Origin of the sequence: Metabacillus dongyingensis, assembly GCF_019933155.2 — a bacterium.
Lineage (GTDB): Bacteria > Bacillota > Bacilli > Bacillales > Bacillaceae > Bacillus_P > Bacillus_P dongyingensis.
Window position 1 is genome coordinate 1,464,604 of sequence record NZ_CP082944.1, and the last position, 15,848, is coordinate 1,480,451.

General features: G+C 37.0%; 16 protein-coding genes. 10 read left to right on the forward strand and 6 right to left on the reverse strand.

From position 1 onward, the window contains the following. Window positions 1-5: 5 nt before the first annotated feature. Together K8L98_RS07290 and K8L98_RS07295 are read left to right on the forward strand one after the other, a co-directional pair. Window positions 6-1,253 (forward strand): glutamate-5-semialdehyde dehydrogenase, encoded by a 1,248-nt coding sequence (locus tag K8L98_RS07290; RefSeq protein ID WP_223440779.1) that lies wholly within the window; start codon window positions 6-8, stop codon window positions 1,251-1,253. A 63-nt stretch (window positions 1,254-1,316) separates the two neighbouring features. Next, window positions 1,317-1,712: an OsmC family protein gene (locus K8L98_RS07295; protein WP_420828861.1), complete on the forward strand. Its 396-nt coding sequence runs from the start codon at window positions 1,317-1,319 to the stop codon at window positions 1,710-1,712. Between the two features lie 46 nt (window positions 1,713-1,758). Here the strand turns inward: K8L98_RS07295 and K8L98_RS07300 are convergent, their stop codons facing one another. The 3 genes from K8L98_RS07300 to K8L98_RS07310 form a co-directional block, all read right to left on the reverse strand. Then, window positions 1,759-2,706, reverse strand: a complete 948-nt coding sequence (locus K8L98_RS07300; RefSeq protein ID WP_223440782.1) for a nucleoside hydrolase — start codon at window positions 2,704-2,706, stop codon at window positions 1,759-1,761. A gap of 198 nt (window positions 2,707-2,904) precedes the next feature. Next, complete coding sequence (locus K8L98_RS07305; protein ID WP_223440783.1) at window positions 2,905-3,249, reverse strand: DUF805 domain-containing protein; 345 nt, start codon at window positions 3,247-3,249, stop codon at window positions 2,905-2,907. A 132-nt stretch (window positions 3,250-3,381) separates the two neighbouring features. Next, on the reverse strand, window positions 3,382-3,741 hold the full coding sequence (locus K8L98_RS07310) for a winged helix-turn-helix transcriptional regulator (RefSeq protein WP_070876893.1): 360 nt from the start codon (window positions 3,739-3,741) through the stop codon (window positions 3,382-3,384). Window positions 3,742-3,917: 176 nt separating this feature from the next. Between K8L98_RS07310 and K8L98_RS07315 the strand changes: the two genes are divergently transcribed. Beyond that, window positions 3,918-5,126, forward strand: a complete 1,209-nt coding sequence (locus tag K8L98_RS07315) for an MFS transporter (RefSeq protein WP_223440784.1) — start codon at window positions 3,918-3,920, stop codon at window positions 5,124-5,126. Window positions 5,127-5,155: 29 nt separating this feature from the next. Continuing rightward, a complete protein-coding gene (locus K8L98_RS07320) occupies window positions 5,156-5,998 on the forward strand; it encodes an aldo/keto reductase (RefSeq protein WP_223440785.1) in 843 nt (280 codons plus the stop codon). 263 nt (window positions 5,999-6,261) lie between these two features. Here K8L98_RS07320 and K8L98_RS07325 read toward each other — a convergent pair whose 3' ends face one another. Then, entirely contained in the window at window positions 6,262-9,105 is a 2,844-nt protein-coding gene (locus tag K8L98_RS07325; protein WP_223440786.1) for a winged helix-turn-helix domain-containing protein, read from the reverse strand. A 376-nt stretch (window positions 9,106-9,481) separates the two neighbouring features. Here K8L98_RS07325 and K8L98_RS26540 point away from each other — a divergent pair, with 376 nt between their 5' ends. From K8L98_RS26540 to K8L98_RS07340, 6 genes are all read left to right on the forward strand, one after another. Beyond that, on the forward strand, window positions 9,482-9,604 hold the full coding sequence (locus K8L98_RS26540) for a hypothetical protein (protein ID WP_275976742.1): 123 nt from the start codon (window positions 9,482-9,484) through the stop codon (window positions 9,602-9,604). Window positions 9,605-10,025: 421 nt separating this feature from the next. Beyond that, entirely contained in the window at window positions 10,026-11,927 is a 1,902-nt protein-coding gene (locus K8L98_RS07330) for an acyltransferase family protein (RefSeq protein WP_223440787.1), read from the forward strand. A 251-nt stretch (window positions 11,928-12,178) separates the two neighbouring features. Next, on the forward strand, window positions 12,179-12,307 hold the full coding sequence (locus K8L98_RS26545) for a hypothetical protein (protein WP_275976743.1): 129 nt from the start codon (window positions 12,179-12,181) through the stop codon (window positions 12,305-12,307). 4 nt (window positions 12,308-12,311) lie between these two features. After that, window positions 12,312-12,515, forward strand: coding sequence for a Ger(x)C family spore germination C-terminal domain-containing protein (locus K8L98_RS26825; RefSeq protein WP_223443236.1), 204 nt, complete (start codon window positions 12,312-12,314; stop codon window positions 12,513-12,515). A gap of 741 nt (window positions 12,516-13,256) precedes the next feature. Further along, entirely contained in the window at window positions 13,257-13,955 is a 699-nt protein-coding gene (locus K8L98_RS07335) for a cadmium resistance transporter (RefSeq protein ID WP_223440788.1), read from the forward strand. 236 nt (window positions 13,956-14,191) lie between these two features. After that, window positions 14,192-14,617, forward strand: coding sequence for a VOC family protein (locus K8L98_RS07340; protein WP_223440790.1), 426 nt, complete (start codon window positions 14,192-14,194; stop codon window positions 14,615-14,617). Between the two features lie 243 nt (window positions 14,618-14,860). On the opposite strand, the gene K8L98_RS07345 is transcribed toward K8L98_RS07340, so the two are convergent. Further along, the gene (locus K8L98_RS07345; RefSeq protein WP_223440792.1) at window positions 14,861-15,433 is read right to left on the reverse strand and encodes an MEDS domain-containing protein; all 573 of its coding nucleotides are present in this window, start codon (window positions 15,431-15,433) and stop codon (window positions 14,861-14,863) included. A gap of 187 nt (window positions 15,434-15,620) precedes the next feature. Further along, window positions 15,621-15,815, reverse strand: coding sequence for a hypothetical protein (locus K8L98_RS07350; RefSeq protein WP_223440795.1), 195 nt, complete (start codon window positions 15,813-15,815; stop codon window positions 15,621-15,623). Between the last annotated feature and the right edge of the window lie 33 nt (window positions 15,816-15,848).

Sequence of the window (15,848 nt, forward strand, 5' to 3'; positions counted from 1 at the left end):
AAAACATGAGCGAAGTACTAAGAAAAGGCAAGGCAGCCAAAGCTGTCAGCTATCATTTAATTGGAAAAACGACTGAAGAAAAAAATACCGCATTAGAAAAAATTGCCCAGCAATTAGAAAGGGAACAAGACTATCTTGTCACCGAAAATCAAAAGGACCTTGATTTTGGAAGATCTAATGGATTATCTGACTCCATCCTTGACCGTATGCTGCTGAACAAAAAGCGCATTGAAGACATGGCACACGCCATCCGTCTCCTGATCAAACTGAAAGATCCAATCGGAGAAACACTTGAAACCATCGAAAAAGAAAACGGCCTTCTTATCCAGAAAAAGCGTGTTCCTCTTGGAGTGATCGGCATGATTTATGAAGCAAGGCCAAACGTCACCATCGACGCCGCAACACTTTCATTGAAAACAGGAAATGCCGTCATCTTGCGAGGCAGCTCATCCTCCATCCATTCAAACAAAGCGCTTGTATCCGTCATCCACCGCGCTCTTGAACAAACGGCAATTCCGCAGGAGGCCGTGCAGCTCATCGAAGACACGAGCAGGGAAACAGCGAAAGAGTTATTCACCCTAAATGAATACCTCGATGTTTTGATCCCGCGGGGCGGAAAAAAACTGATCGATACAGTCGTTAGAGAATCCACTGTTCCAGTCCTTGAAACAGGCGCAGGCAACTGCCATATATACATTGATGAATCAGCAGATCCAACAATGTCTGAACGGATCGTCTTAAACGGAAAAACACAGCGTCCATCCGTGTGCAATGCCATTGAAACGATTTTGATTCATGAAAAGTGGCTTCAAACGAGCGGGGAAAAGCTATTGCAGCAGCTTCACGATCAATCAGTTGAAATCTATGGTGATGAGCAAATCCGCTCTATTTTTCCAAAAGCAAAACCAGCAGCTGAAGAAGATTGGAGCACAGAATATTTAGCACTGACCGTCAGCGTAAAGTCAGTGAAGGATCTGGAGGAAGCCATCCATCATATCAATAAATATGGGACAAAGCATTCAGAAGCCATACTTACAACGAATGAAGGAAACGCATCACAGTTTCAGACAAGGGTAGACGCTGCAGCTGTTTATCATAATGCATCAACCCGATTTACGGATGGCTTTGAATTTGGCTATGGAGCAGAGATCGGCATCAGCACACAAAAACTGCATGCAAGGGGACCGATGGGGCTGCCTGCGCTGACATCAAGCAAACATTTCATTTATGGAAATGGACAGATCAGGGAATAGCTAACAACATCAATTCAGGAAGGGCTGAACAAATTGAACACATCAATCAAATGGAACGGAAAAATGAGTTTCTCCGGCACAACGCCTTCAGGACATGAAGTGAAAATGGATGCCGCAGAAGAATTCGGCGGAGAAAATACAGGTGCAAGGCCAACGGAGCTGCTTTTACATGCAGTTGCAGGCTGTACTGGAATTGACATCATTTCTATCCTGCAAAAAATGAGGCTGAATCCTTCCTCTTTTCACATGGAAGTAAACGGTACACGTGCAGAAGATCATCCGAAACGCTTCACAGCGGTCCACATTCACTATATATTAGAAGGAGATCTGCCAGAAGAAAAAGTGATAAGGGCGATTCAGCTGTCGAAGGACAAATATTGTTCTGTTTCGCAATCGCTGAATGCGGAAATATCAGTTGGGTATTCGATTAATGGTGTAATCGGTGCACAGAAAATATAATAAAAAAAGAGAGCTGCCTAGTGTTGCAGCTCTCTTTTTTTATTTATTAAAATCGTTCCCCCGTCATGGTTGACATGAATTTAGAAAAGAACAGACTGTAATTGAGTTCAAATGCGATACGGTGTTTTTTCTCGTTTTCCCCGATTTTCACATAGGGTCTGATATCTGCAATACTGTGGCCTCTTTCTATCCCATCCTTTGATTGGACAACATAAACGGGCAATGATCTGTAGCTCAGCATTTCCGGATGAAGCGGAGCCATAATTGTTAAGGCATCATGAACAGGACTGCCTGGTGCAGCCGGATTTCTTTTTTTGTAAAAAGCAAAATAGTAGTCAAGCAGAGGCTTTAGAATTTTGGCTTTCCCTATGCTTGCAATGTAATCGACCATTTCCTGGCTGACAATGGCTCGTTCGGTTACATTCAATGGGATAATCGTCAGATTGCTTGCGTGAGTCAGAACCACTTTGGCTGCAACAGGATCTGCATGGAAATTAGCCTCTGACACAGGTGTCACATTTCCAGGCACCCAAAAAGCTCCTCCCATGACATAATATGCTTTGACGCTGTTCATTAACGTTCTATAGTGAATAAACATGGTAGCAAGTGATGTGAGCCTGCCGATGCTGATAATGGTCAGATCTTGTCCATGGGCTTCAATAAGCTTTATTATTTCCAGAAAGTTATCGCCCTTGCCGGAATACTCCTGCTCAGGAATGATAGGGCCCATCCCGTATTCCCCGTGGATTTCAGGATAATAGGTCGGATTTTCTCCTGTCATCGGAAGCTCTGCCCCTTCAAAAATAGGAATTTGATCAGATTGGTTAAATAAATCGTGCAAATACTGGACGCTGGCCATTGCATTTTTTCTTGGAATGTTCCCGTAATCAGCTACAACCCCAACGATTTCGATCTCCTCATGCAGCGCTCCATATATTAGGGCAACAATGTCATCAATGCCGATATCTCCAAACAGCAAGACCTTTAACGCCACCGCAAAGCCTCCTCGTATTTGATGGTATTTCTAATCTGTATCCTTTTTCCTTATGTAAAATGCCTCTTTTTTTACAGGTTTTGGAAAATAGCTTCCAAATACCTAATTCATGGAAAACATAAAAGTATGCTGTTGATATTTGGCTCGGAAAATACAGAAAAAAACCGCTCTATTAAAATAGGCGGTTTACTTGATCTATTACATCTTAGGATTTGGTCCATATTTATTTGCATTCGGCTGACTATCTTGACAACTGAACACAATAATCACAATTGTTCCAATGATCGGGATAAGGTTGATTAAAAGCCACCATCCAGTTCTGCCGGTATCATGTAATCTGCGGACTCCTACTGCCAATGAAGGTAAAAGAACGATAAGAGAATAAATTCCAACCAGGATGTCAGTCAGACCGGTGATTGACTCAACGACAGTTAAAATAAGGGTGACAATCATATTCATCAAAAAAAACATCCAGTATTCCTTCCGTCTTGCACGGCCTTTAAAAACGGCATAATTTTTTAACACATGCAGGTACCATTGCATATAATTTCCTCCTCTCAAACTCTATATATGAAGGCAACTGATATAGTATATCATTTTCAGATTATCTATTAATAATATTTTTCACATACTCAAAAAAATCGAAATCCCAAGAAGGAATTTCGATTTTTTCATTTACTTATTCAGAATACTTTCCTCAAGAACCGCCGATTTATCCCCATACACCTTCGTAATATGGCCTTCTCCCCAGGCACAGAGTGAATCTAAAATCGTCTGCAGACTCCAGCCGTATTCGCTGAGCTCATATTCAACTTTGGGAGGAATCTGCTGATGGACAATCCGGTTAATGACGCCATCATCTTCAAGCTCCCGCAATTGCTGTGTCAGCATTTTTTGCGTGATGTTTGGCATCAGGCGCTTCAATTCGTTTGTCCGTTTTTTGCCGTGAGTCAAGTGACAGAGAATCACGCATTTCCACTTGCCGCCAATGATTTCAAGTGTTGCTTCAACAGGTATATTGTATTTTTTTTGCATGAAATCCCTCCTATATTATAGGCACCAAAAAGTGCCTACCGAACTTAAAAGTTCCTACAGCACTTAAAAGTACGTACTTTTCATGATGTCCGATATGTTTCATAATAACATTTGCCGGCTGATCTTTACCATACACTTATTTTTAATAAATATTCAATTTTTTAGGAGGAGAAAAGATGACTTTAGATAAAAAGAGAAGTACGCTCGCGCTGCTCGCATTAGCAGTCAGTGCTTTTGCCATTGGTACAACTGAATTCATCAGCGTCGGTTTGCTTCCGATGATTTCTGAGGATTTAGCCATACCTGTTACAACTGCAGGATTAACCGTTTCTTTATATGCAGTGGGGGTCATGTTCGGGGCACCGATTCTGACATCGCTCACATCAAACATGTCACGCAAAACGTTATTGCTTTGGATTATGATTGTTTTTCTTATCGGCAATAGTCTTTCTGCCGGAGCTACAAGCATTGGAGTTTTATTAGGCGGACGTATTATCGCAGCACTTTCACACGGTGTGTTTATGTCGATCGGTTCAACGATTGCAGCTGACCTTGTACCAGAAAACCGCCGGGCAAGTGCAATTTCCATCATGTTTACTGGTCTGACAGTAGCAACTGTAACAGGAGTTCCGTTTGGAACATTTATTGGCCAGCAATTTGGCTGGAGACTTGCATTTATTGTGATTATTATTATTGGGCTGGCTGCACTTATTGCCAACAGCATTTTAGTGCCGTCTGATTTGAAAAAAGGCAATCGCACAACATTTGCCGATCAGCTGAAACTAGTAAAGAACGGCCGTCTGCTGCTTGTCTTTATGATTACAGCTCTTGGATACGGTGGAACATTCGTTGTCTTTACGTACCTGTCACCGCTGCTTCAAAATGTAACAGGTTTTAAAGAAGGAACAGTAGCAATGATTTTACTTGTTTATGGAATTGCGATCGCCATCGGAAATATGATTGGCGGAAAGCTATCGAATAAAAATCCGATTAAGGCATTATTTTATATGTTTATTGTGCAGGCTATCGTACTCTTCGTGTTAAGCTTTACCGCTCCATTCAAAATTGCAGGTTTGCTGACGATTTTATTGATGGGACTATTTGCTTTCATGAACGTGCCTGGGCTTCAGGTTTATGTCGTCATGCTTGCGGAACGTTTTGTGCCAAGTGCCGTTGATGTGGCATCTGCGATCAATATTGCTGCGTTTAATGCAGGAATTGCGATTGGCGCATTCTTGGGAGGAATCATTACGGATTCAATTGGCCTGATTCACACTGCCTGGATCGGAGGATTCATGGTTTTGGGCGCTGTTATTCTTACGGGCTGGAGCCGCGCGCTAGAAAATAAAGATCAGAAAATGCAAGGACAAAAACTAGCTGGATAACTTATTGAAATTATAGGAGGAATATGAAAATGATGAACAACTTACAAAGTACAACAACTCTGCATAACGGTGTGAAAATGCCATGGTTCGGGCTTGGCGTGTTTAAAGTAGAAGAAGGACCAGAGCTTGTAAATGCCGTAAAAGCAGCCATTAAACATGGATACCGCAGTATTGATACGGCGGCTATTTATGGAAACGAAGAAGGCGTTGGACAAGGAATACGTGAAGGGATAGCTGAAGCTGGTATCCGCAGAGAAGATCTATTTGTCACATCGAAGGTCTGGAACGCGGATTTAGGTTACGATCAAACGCTCGCAGCTTATGAAACGAGCTTAACTAAACTTGGTTTAGACTACTTGGATTTATACCTGATTCACTGGCCGGTAGAAGGCAAATATAAGGAAGCATGGAGAGCGCTTGAAACTCTTTATAAGAGTGGAAAAATTAAAGCGATAGGCGTAAGCAATTTCCAAACTCATCATTTGGAAAGTCTGATGGAAGATGCGGAAATCAAACCAATGATTAACCAAGTGGAATTCCATCCGCGTCTGACTCAAAAAACTCTTCTATCGTTTTGCAGGGAACATGGTATTCAGCTTGAAGCATGGTCTCCTTTGATGCAGGGCCAATTATTGAATCATCCGCAGCTGCAGGAAATTGCAAATAAATACAAGAAATCAATTGCTCAAATCATTCTGCGGTGGGACCTTCAAAACGGAGTGATCACGATTCCAAAATCAACAAAAGAGGAACGCATCATCCAGAATGCAGCGATCTTTGATTTTGAGTTAACAGACGGGGACATGGCTCTTATTGATGGACTGAATAAAAATGAACGAGTTGGCCCTGATCCTGACAATTTTGATTTTTAATTAGAGTCCTCATTAATGGATTAGTTCAGTGGCGTAAAAGCATTATATAACATTCTATTTTGGCACACCATTTTTTTAAAAAAATGGTGTGCTTTTTCGCATTTGCAGTACTATGTCTGGAGTAATTGTATGGGATTAAACGTAATGGTCATTAAATCGATAAAAAAAGCACAAAGAGGAGTATAGCCTCCCTTGTGCTTTGCTTAACGCTATAAATTAATAAATATATCTAGTAAAGTTATTATTTTATTTTTTAAGTAATTTTACATCGAGAAAGAGTAAGGATGAAATATTTCATTTATTTTAGTGCTTACATTAATTCCAAGCTCTTTCTCTACAAACTTAATATTACGTTCAGCTACATTTTTTGCCTGTATAAACAAGTTATTTTCCAGCAGCTTCTTAATATATTCAAGATAAATTAATTCCTGATAAGGATCTATGGCCAGTATTTTTTCAAAGTATTCAATTCCATTAGTAAAATCATTTATACTCCAATTATAATGAGCCAACGTTCTTAAAATAGTAAGGTGTTTTGCCCGTATTCTCTCACGTTCTTGCTCAATGAAAGGCTCGTAAGGATATTCTTCAAACAAGTTTCCTTTATATAAAGACTCCGCCTTTAATAGTTTCTCTATTGGAATTTTTGATAAAGAATTTGAATTATTATCCGATAGAGAAAGAAATTCATCCACGTCTAAATAAAGATGTTCAGATTTGAGTATATAATGATCATCAATTTGACTGATATAACGTGAATTTCTTCCTGAATTTAGTTCAGGTTCGAGCACTTTTCGTAAAGTCGATAATGAAACATAAAAGTGGTTGTTTATGGATTCAAAAGTAACTTCGGGAAAAAGAGTATCAAGCATGTAGTCTTTTTGTAATTTTTTTTGTCTATTTACGATTAATAGCTGAAGCATTTTTAGGCTCGATTTACGTTTTATGATGACAGGTTTCCCATCAAGAGTTACCTTAAAATCCCCTAAAACCTTAATGGATAATGGCTGGACCATTGGAATATTACTTATTACGATACATCTCTGGGTTAGGTTGATTTGTTCAGCTAAATAATGATATTGATTTATCCGGCAGATATTTAATAAATCATTCCTCATTTCATTGGCAGCCTTATAATCACCTTTTAATTCGAATAGATTTACAAGCTTGCTTTTTGCTAGACAACGATAAAACGTAAAATATTCAAGTTCCTTCACTGCTAAGTTTAAGTATTCTTCTGCTTTATCCCAATTTTTCATTTGTATATAGGTTTGCCCTAATTGAAAGTATGATCCGCCGAGGTCAAGGTCATTCCCAAATTTATTAGCATCACGCATCCCTTTTTCTGCAAATTCCAGTGATTGAGCATAATCCTTTTGCAATGCCTTTAACCGACTCAAAGAATAATAAAGATAAACACTTCGAGCGTCATATTCTATAGCATGATCCAATAACGTTTTCAATTGTTCTAAAAAAGGTAAAGCAGTATCGGCCTTATTTTGTTGTAGATGAATTTCAGCCAAGAACCAAAGTGCGTATATTTGACAATGAGTAATCTGGTATCTTTCTGATAAAAATAACGCTTGCCTTGCTTTCTTTTCTGCTTCATGAAAAAGACCAGAATTGAGATAGACTTCTGAAAGTCCAACAAGATTCAACACAGTAGAGGAGTGAATGTTCCATTTTTCACTGTAATCTAATGAAGTAAGGTAAAAACATTTTGCCTTTTCGAACTCACCTTTGTGTCTGTATATTGTAGCCAAACAATATTGAAGATGACATAACTGTAGAAGGTTTTCTTTTTCTTCTAAGATTTTCATATACTTTTCAATTGGAAGGATCAGCTGATCTAATATGGCTAGGGGAATGCAACGAAAAAGGAAAACGCTGTCAAATGGCATCTTGTCGTGAGCGTAAATCCCATCTAACCAGTTAAGAATAAGGATCAAAAATTTGTCAGGATTATATCTTAGCTCCATATTTCTTACTAATTGAGCGGCTTGATAGTAATCCTCACCTGCAACATAATGCACAAACGAAGGGAAAAACATACATTTATCTTTGTAGACTTTTGCGATCTTTATATGGTGATCGCTAATATCTTGATCAGAATCTTTCAGTATATCCTGAAACTCTTCATATAAATAAGACTGAAACATAGGATGATAACATAGAACCCCTTGTTCATCTTTGGAAAGGAAGACCCCTCTTGTTAATAGACCATCTATTATTTTCTCAGAGTTAGGAATTGCCAGGAACTGATTAATAACAGATAGGTCAAGTTCTGTAAGCAAAGAGGTTTTATAGAGAAAGATTTTCAAATCTTCTGGCAGTCTAGCCATTACATGAAAAGTAAAATAATCATGAATGTCATGAATACCGGGAAAATTCATAATGGCATCACTGTGAGTTCTATCCTCCATATCTTGAATAGATTGAAGATAGAATTGTATACCTGTTATCCACCCATCTGTTTTTTCATGGACAGCAGTAATTTCATGATTTTGTTGAATGCCGTGCAAATGTCTAAGATATTGTTCAGTTTCTGTTTTCGTAAAAGATAAATGTTCCTTATTTATCTCTATAACTCTGCGATTTAATTTTAATTGTACTGGGATTCGTTTAATTCTAGTTTGTCCTATTAAAATAAATGTTATGGAAGAAGAAGAATATTGAAGAAGTTGATCTAGCATTTGGTGTATTTTGTTATTGCTTTCTATGTGCTGGCAGTTGTCTATAACAATAAATAGGAGATCAGACCAATTTGTTAGGATGGAAAGAAGATCCTGGAATTCACTTTCGATCTCTTCACGATTAACAATTAAATTCATTTCATTATTTGAAGTTATTCTTAAAATAGCAGTTTTGAGATAACTAAGAAAAATATGAGCTTCCTGATCATCCGCGTCCAAATGGTACCAGACGGCCGGCACTTTTTTATGCCGCACATATCCTGAAACTAAAGAAGTTTTTCCATATCCTGCATCACAGTTTATTAAGAAAAGGGAGGCAGAAGAATGTTTATCTAGGTACGAATATAGTCTTTTACGAACAAAGTAATTATGTGGGCTGGGTATTTTAATTTTATGTTCTAAAATTCTTTGCATATAGGATAGAAAGTTCCTTTCTAAAGATGTATAAAGATTATACCTAAAAAATAGATTAAAGTTTGCATTATATAAAGATTTATTTCTTTTATAATTTTTCTGAATTTTATCAACACCATTCAGAACCGCTGTCACTTAAACTAATATACTAGTTAGATTTTAGCTAGGTAGTCAAACCAGAGATTTTATAGAAGCTATAATAAATAGAGAATACAAGAATGCTCTTAATGGAGTAGCGTTGCCCTTCCTGCAAATAGGAGTGAGATTTAGTGCATTCAGAATCAGCAGGGACTGACTTATATAGATAAGACAGTCTTTTTTATTTTAGTTAACGTAAAAATAGCATTCTGTAAGAAATCAGTAAGATTGAAACATTATGATGAAGACAATTTCAGAAATTGGGACTGTGATAAATGAAACGAAGCAAGTAAATGTTCTGAATGCGAATTTTGCAGGAGCAGAAGATCTACCGCGGTTTCCATATGGAGCTGGAGCGTGAATCCGATAACAGGTCAGTTCCTTACACTTTTTTAAACTCTTCCCCTGAAGTGCAATTGCCCTTTATAGTGGCAACCCTTACTGGAAAAGGCTCCGTTCTTGGTCGTAAAGAAAATCGCGAGAGACCTGCAACAGATTTTTATGTGTATGGACAAGATTATCTGAACGAATATAAATCAAACTGAGGACAGACCTATCAGGGGTTTGTTCTTTTTAAATTAACTAAAGATAAGGATTATGGCTAAAAAAAATAGAACAGTTAAGAGTACTAGATAGTTTTAATCTCGGATTAGCACGTTTATACATCAATCAGTGATTTATTTTTTCTAGTTTCTATCTTTGATGGCTAAAGAAGAACAATTATGTATTCGTGGACGGAAAGGTTAGTTCATAAATAGAATCCCAGAAAGGAATATATAGATATGAATTCCATAAGGAATAACAGTGTTGAAATAATATTGAAAAATGCTATCAAATCACAGGAAGTAAAGAGAAGTCAAAAACCAAAAAAAAAGGGAAAGAACCGTTATATAAAAGGGTTGGACGGTTTAAGAGCCATATCCGTTCTATCAGTAATTGCCTATCATCTAAATTTCAAATGGGCATCAGGAGGTCTTTTGGGAGTAACTGTTTTTTTTGTACTTTCTGGTTATCTGATCACAGATCTCTTAATTTTAGAATGGAACAATAATGGGAAAATTGATTTGAAGCATTTTTGGATTCGACGAGCAAAGAGGCTGCTTCCTGGTATGTTAGCTATGCTAGTGGTGGTTATGGTATGGATCATGCTTTTTAATCATTCTTTACTGATGAAGTTTTGGGGAGATACATTATACGCACTATTATATATAAGTAATTGGTGGTATATTTTTCAAGACTTATCTTATTTTGAAAAATTGGAAATTCCATCTCTTCTTACTCATTTTTGGTCATTGGCTGTTGAAGAGCAGTTCTATATAATCTGGCCATTGTTAATTTGTCTTTGGTTTCATTTTAGACTTAAAACTAAACTCCTCTTTTGGTTAACTATATTTTTTGCAATTGTTTCAGCACTTGCAATGGCACTAATGTATCAGCCGGGTTCTGATCCCAGCAGAATATACTATGGAACTGATACAAGGGCTTTTTCCCTTCTTATTGGAGCAGGGCTTGCTTTCTTATGGCCAAACAGAAGACTTTCTAAAGAGTTACCGGCATTGCTTCGTTATATAATGGATTCAGTTGGCGGAGCAGGCCTTTTTATCATTCTTTTCATGATATGGAATATTAATGAGTATGAAGGCTTTCTTTACCGTGGGGGTATGATCCTTCTATCTATCGCTGCTGCATTACTGGTTGCGGTGCTTGCACACCCTGCCAGCAATCTAAATAAATGGTTGAGTTTTAAACCTCTTAGTTGGATAGGCGTGCGTTCCTATGGGATTTATCTTTGGCACTACCCTGTGATCGTGTTAACTAGCCCACAAATTGATGTTGGTGAACCAAATATTTTCAGAATCATATTCCAGCTTGCATTAATCATTGGTCTTGCTTCTCTGTCATGGGAACTCATTGAGAATCCTATACGAAATGGAATATATAAAAAGGTTTGGAATATGATGCTGTTTGGAGAGAGAAAGGAAAAAATGAGATTTCTTAGACAATCTCTTTTTATCTTCTGTTTACTTCTTATTTTGGTAACAGCTATATCTAAAGTTACTGCTCTTTATAGTGAGACAGCTGCAGAAATGTCAAAAAATGATTCGGTACTTGTTAAAGATGAAAAAAAACAAACAGATTCTGTTATTGAAAATAAGGATAAAGCCAATGACATTGTTGATTTAAAATCACATACGCAGTCTTCTAATAAGTGTAATAGAAATTCTACTATAACTGCTATTGGAGATTCAGTTTTGATTGATGTCGCTCCATATCTTAAGAAAGAATTTCCGAATATCATGATTGATGCCAAGGTTGGCAGACAAATGCAAGAAGCAGCGAATATTGTCAAGGTACTTAAAAAATCCAATGAATTGGGTAGTTGTGTAATAATTGAACTAGGTACCAATGGCAGTTTTTCTGAAGAACATTTGTCGTCTCTAATTGAGCTGATTGGCAGCAAACGGGATATTATTTTAGTTAATGTAAGGGTTCCGAGACCTTGGGAGGCTGTCGTGAACTCGATATTGAATAATGTGGAATCGGGCCACCCAAATGCGGAAATTGTGGACTGGTATTCGGCAAGTGCCTATCAAGAAGAGTATTTTGCTCCTGATGGGATACATCTTAATGAACAAGGTTCTCAAATGATGGCTTTTTTGATAGCCGAGAAAATAAATAAATAGAGAAAATATGAAGAGGAATGCTGTAAGATTGGCATTCTTCTTTTAATGGCTGAGCTGCAGTGAAATTATATAGCGGATAAAAAGGTAACTTCCGAAGAGATCGGTAAAATAAAATTATATTGAGTAGCGTTTCTTCTATAGGAAGAAGCGCTTTTTTTAGTGTAAAAAGAAACCTTTTTGCTAGTACAAATAGAATATTACATATCTAAATGGGGATATTATCATTGAATTTATTAATAAGGAGAAAAACAATGGAGTTCTTTGAAAATAAGAAGAATGATGAAATTACCAATCTAACTGATAATTTGAAAGAAAATTTGTGTTTAATCAAAGAATACTTGTCTCACACCGAAGACTTATTAGAAAAAGAACTGGTATAAGACCATATCAAAAAAGCTATCAAGTCAAGCTAATGAAATAACTGATTTATTAATTGAAGCAAATAGTGACCCTATAGGTATTGGAAGAACGGTAGAAAGTAAAAAGCCCTCATTCTATAAGGGGCTTAATTGGGAGGAAGCATATCAAAATGTCGAAATCATTCCTTCAATAGAAGTGAATATTAAAAATACTGGTAATTTATTTTAAACTCCCCTTTGTCACACATGGAGTGCTTGTCCACTACTTGTAAGGAAAGATTAATAAGTATGTAACAGTGAGAAAAGAGCTTTAGATGTTCTCGAAGAAGCTTCACTTGTTCTGGTAAAAACATGCCTTGCCAATTGATATTCTTCGATCACGAAGTATGCCATGCACCTCCTTATCTATTTCTTAAATTATTATATGCGAATATGTGTTCGTTTAATTTCGGAAACGAAATATGGTACTGATTTTCTTTTTTGACGACTCTATGTAGAACCTCCCTTAATTTGTTTTTTATGCGAATACCATTAGGGTAAATGGACGATATTACTGGATTCTTACTGTTATTGAGAGAGAATAAGAATCATCATTGAATAATAGTAATAAAACAATAAAATCTTATAATTTAAAAAACATTTACTACAAAAGTAAATGAAAATAACCTTGTTCTTCGTATTAAACCTAATGGCTATTTGTATTATGTACTTTTAACAATATCTAGAAATTGTTATGTATCCTTAAGAGGAATTGATGTAAAACAAAAAAAACGTTAGTTTAAGTGCAAACCTTCACAATTCCTGCTCTAAAGAAAACGTTCCACAACAATCTGGCCTCCTTGATTACAGCTCTTTTTTATTGAACTGCCGAATGCAGTTTAGTTGCATAAGAGATTTTAAAATCCAGTATATATATTGAAGTTAAAATGATAAGTGTACCTTTCAAAAAAGAAAGGAAGGTATGTCGAGTATGTTAACTTTAATTTTTTCGAGCATTGTTTTTTTCGCAGCAACTAATATTGACGATATATTTCTCTTAATGACTTGGTTCTCTCAAGCAAATACAACTAGGGAAAAAAGACGTTATATTGTTGCAGGACAATACCTTGGATTTATTCTCCTGATCACGTTAAGTTTAATTGGAGCTTTTGGAGTTTTGCTCATTTCCATGGCGTGGATAGGATTGCTTGGGTTGGTTCCTATATATCTTGGGATAAAATCATTGGTCGAGCAATATCAAGAGAGGAAGGAAAGCATTTCTGCTGTAAAGGTTGAAGGAGTTCTGCATTCCGTCGGTGAGAGGAAGCCAAAGATTGACAAAGTAGAAAATGAAACATTTAATCTACCAGGTTGGTTAAAGAAACTTTTAAACCCTGATGTCTTAAAAGTGGCTACGGTCACATTTGTGAACGGCGGTGATAATATTGGTGTCTACATTCCTTTTTTTGCAGCCTATAGCACAGGGAACATTATTCTGATTGTTTTTATTTTCTTAACTCTTTTAGCTTTATGGTGTTACGCAGGTTATGTATTAGTTCGCCATCCGTTAATTGCTCAGACTTTGGAGCGTTACGGTCACTTTCTTGTTCCTTTTGTTTTAATCGGATTAGGTATCTTTATTCTTTTTGAAAATGGTACATTCAATCATCTGTTATTGTTATTCAATTAACAGTAACTTCTCAAAAGGAATTTACTAAAGAACTTGGTTATCGACTGGGTAAAGAGTATTAAGGGGAATATTGTTAATCTTCAATTAAGTTTTTATTGACGAACATTTGTTCTGTATTGTAAAATGCATTTATGGGTAATAATGTGAAAGTGGTTACAGCCATTGACAATTCAAACGGAGGTTTGTAGGTTACTCAAGCATTTGTATTAAAATTTAAGCCAAGGAGCTGCTTAATTATGACATTGCGAATGTCCCCCTATTTAATGATGAACGGAAATGCAAAGGAAGCGATTCAATTTTACGAAAAAGCATTGGACGGGAAAGTCCTCTTCAACCAGACTTTTGGAGAAATGCCAGCAAATCCAGAATTCCCTTTACCTGAAGAAGCAAAGGAACTGGTGTCACATGCAATGGTAAAAGTTGGCGAAACGGACCTAATGTTTTCAGATATGTTTCCAGGTCAAACCAGTCAAATTGGAGATCAGGTTACGATCTGTCTTTCAACGAACGACATCGAAAAATCCAAACAAATCTTTGAATCGCTAAAGCAAGACGGAGAAGTGAAAATGCCGCTGCAGGAAGCTTTTTTTAGCCCTGCTTATGGGATCGTAACGGACAAGTTCGGTGTAACGTTTCAAATTTACACAGAGGGCGAAAAATAATAAAAATAGCCCCCATGGATAACCCATAGCGGCTGTTTTTGATACTCTTAGCAGGAAATTACCGGCTAAGGTGATACTAAGTTAATAAAAGACATTTCCCAAGGTATTCAGGCAAAAGGGAGCCAGTAAGAGCAACGAAAGCCGAATTTCTCATTGTTTCAACAAGAAATTCGGCTTTAGCTGCTTTTTACTGCTTCTTGGATACCAAGAAGACCCCGTAACCGGTTTTACTAATAGCGTTATTTATTTTACATCAATCTTTGGCTGGTATTGCTCGGAGAGGATGATATCATCTTCCATTAACACATATGGATGTGTTTCCATTAAAATCGTATTGAGATAGTCTGGCATTCTCTCAGCTTCGTATGCACAAATTAACGGAAACGAAAGCTGGTTTACAGCTTCGTCTACTGCTTTCTCTAAATCACTTATTAGATGCAGCGGATCTCCCATAGTGGCCCACTCTACATGTGCCCAAGATCGGAAAGAAATTTTATTTTCCACATATAGCTGAACGGTTTTATTAAAGTATTCAACGATTGCAGGAGGATGATAACTGCCGCTTGAATAATAGAAATCGAAGTTGTTTACAAAGTGAACGAATTCCATTTGCTTTGTTGTTAACCGAGTGCTCAGTTCTTTGTGAATCGCACGGTAAACACGTTCATTTTCAATAAGAATAACGTAATCTCCCGCCAAAATGCCATCTTGGATATAACTCACTGCCTGATCTATGTAATTCTTCGTTCCACTATAGGAATACAGTACATGAATATTCCTTTGGTCATAAAACAACTGGTTCATTTTGCTTTTCAAGTAATCACCCTTTTTTTATTTTCCCTCATTATAATGGATTTCTGTGAAGAAAGCTAAAAAACGAATGAAGAATAGAGCTTTCCTTAATCGCTGAGAGTGTGCGTCTTATACAGAACAGTATGAACGGTGACTAGTCTCACGATTAATTAAAGAAAATAATAAAAACGCCATATACAAGACATGGCGTCTATTTCATAAAAGAAAACCATTTAAAGAATGGATTTTTCTTTTTGTCTGTTATTTTAATTTCATCCATCAGGAGTTTATCTTTACGTTCAGCTATCCATTGATTTAATTCATGCTTATCCTGGCAGTGGGTCATATACGTTTCTCCGCCTTTACCGCTCGCGTTAATGATATATCTGCACGAATTATTTTTCATTTCGTCCCGCCTTTTTTTTCATAATGTGCTTTA

Excerpts from the sequence above, each read along its gene's own strand:
- K8L98_RS07320 (WP_223440785.1), top strand. The coding sequence starts at position 5,156 with ATGATGAACAACTTACAAAGTACAACAACTCTGCATAACGGTGTGAAA.
- K8L98_RS07325 (WP_223440786.1), bottom strand. The coding sequence starts at position 9,105 with ATGCAAAGAATTTTAGAACATAAAATTAAAATACCCAGCCCACATAAT.
- K8L98_RS26540 (WP_275976742.1), top strand. The coding sequence starts at position 9,482 with ATGATGAAGACAATTTCAGAAATTGGGACTGTGATAAATGAAACGAAG.
- K8L98_RS07335 (WP_223440788.1), top strand. The coding sequence starts at position 13,257 with ATGTTAACTTTAATTTTTTCGAGCATTGTTTTTTTCGCAGCAACTAAT.
- K8L98_RS07295 (WP_420828861.1), top strand. The coding sequence starts at position 1,317 with ATGAGTTTCTCCGGCACAACGCCTTCAGGACATGAAGTGAAAATGGAT.
- K8L98_RS07315 (WP_223440784.1), top strand. The coding sequence starts at position 3,918 with ATGACTTTAGATAAAAAGAGAAGTACGCTCGCGCTGCTCGCATTAGCA.
- K8L98_RS07310 (WP_070876893.1), bottom strand. The coding sequence starts at position 3,741 with ATGCAAAAAAAATACAATATACCTGTTGAAGCAACACTTGAAATCATT.
- K8L98_RS07350 (WP_223440795.1), bottom strand. The coding sequence starts at position 15,815 with ATGAAAAATAATTCGTGCAGATATATCATTAACGCGAGCGGTAAAGGC.
- K8L98_RS07290 (WP_223440779.1), top strand. The coding sequence starts at position 6 with ATGAGCGAAGTACTAAGAAAAGGCAAGGCAGCCAAAGCTGTCAGCTAT.
- K8L98_RS26545 (WP_275976743.1), top strand. The coding sequence starts at position 12,179 with ATGGAGTTCTTTGAAAATAAGAAGAATGATGAAATTACCAATCTAACT.
- K8L98_RS07305 (WP_223440783.1), bottom strand. The coding sequence starts at position 3,249 with ATGCAATGGTACCTGCATGTGTTAAAAAATTATGCCGTTTTTAAAGGC.
- K8L98_RS07330 (WP_223440787.1), top strand. The coding sequence starts at position 10,026 with ATGAATTCCATAAGGAATAACAGTGTTGAAATAATATTGAAAAATGCT.
- K8L98_RS07340 (WP_223440790.1), top strand. The coding sequence starts at position 14,192 with ATGACATTGCGAATGTCCCCCTATTTAATGATGAACGGAAATGCAAAG.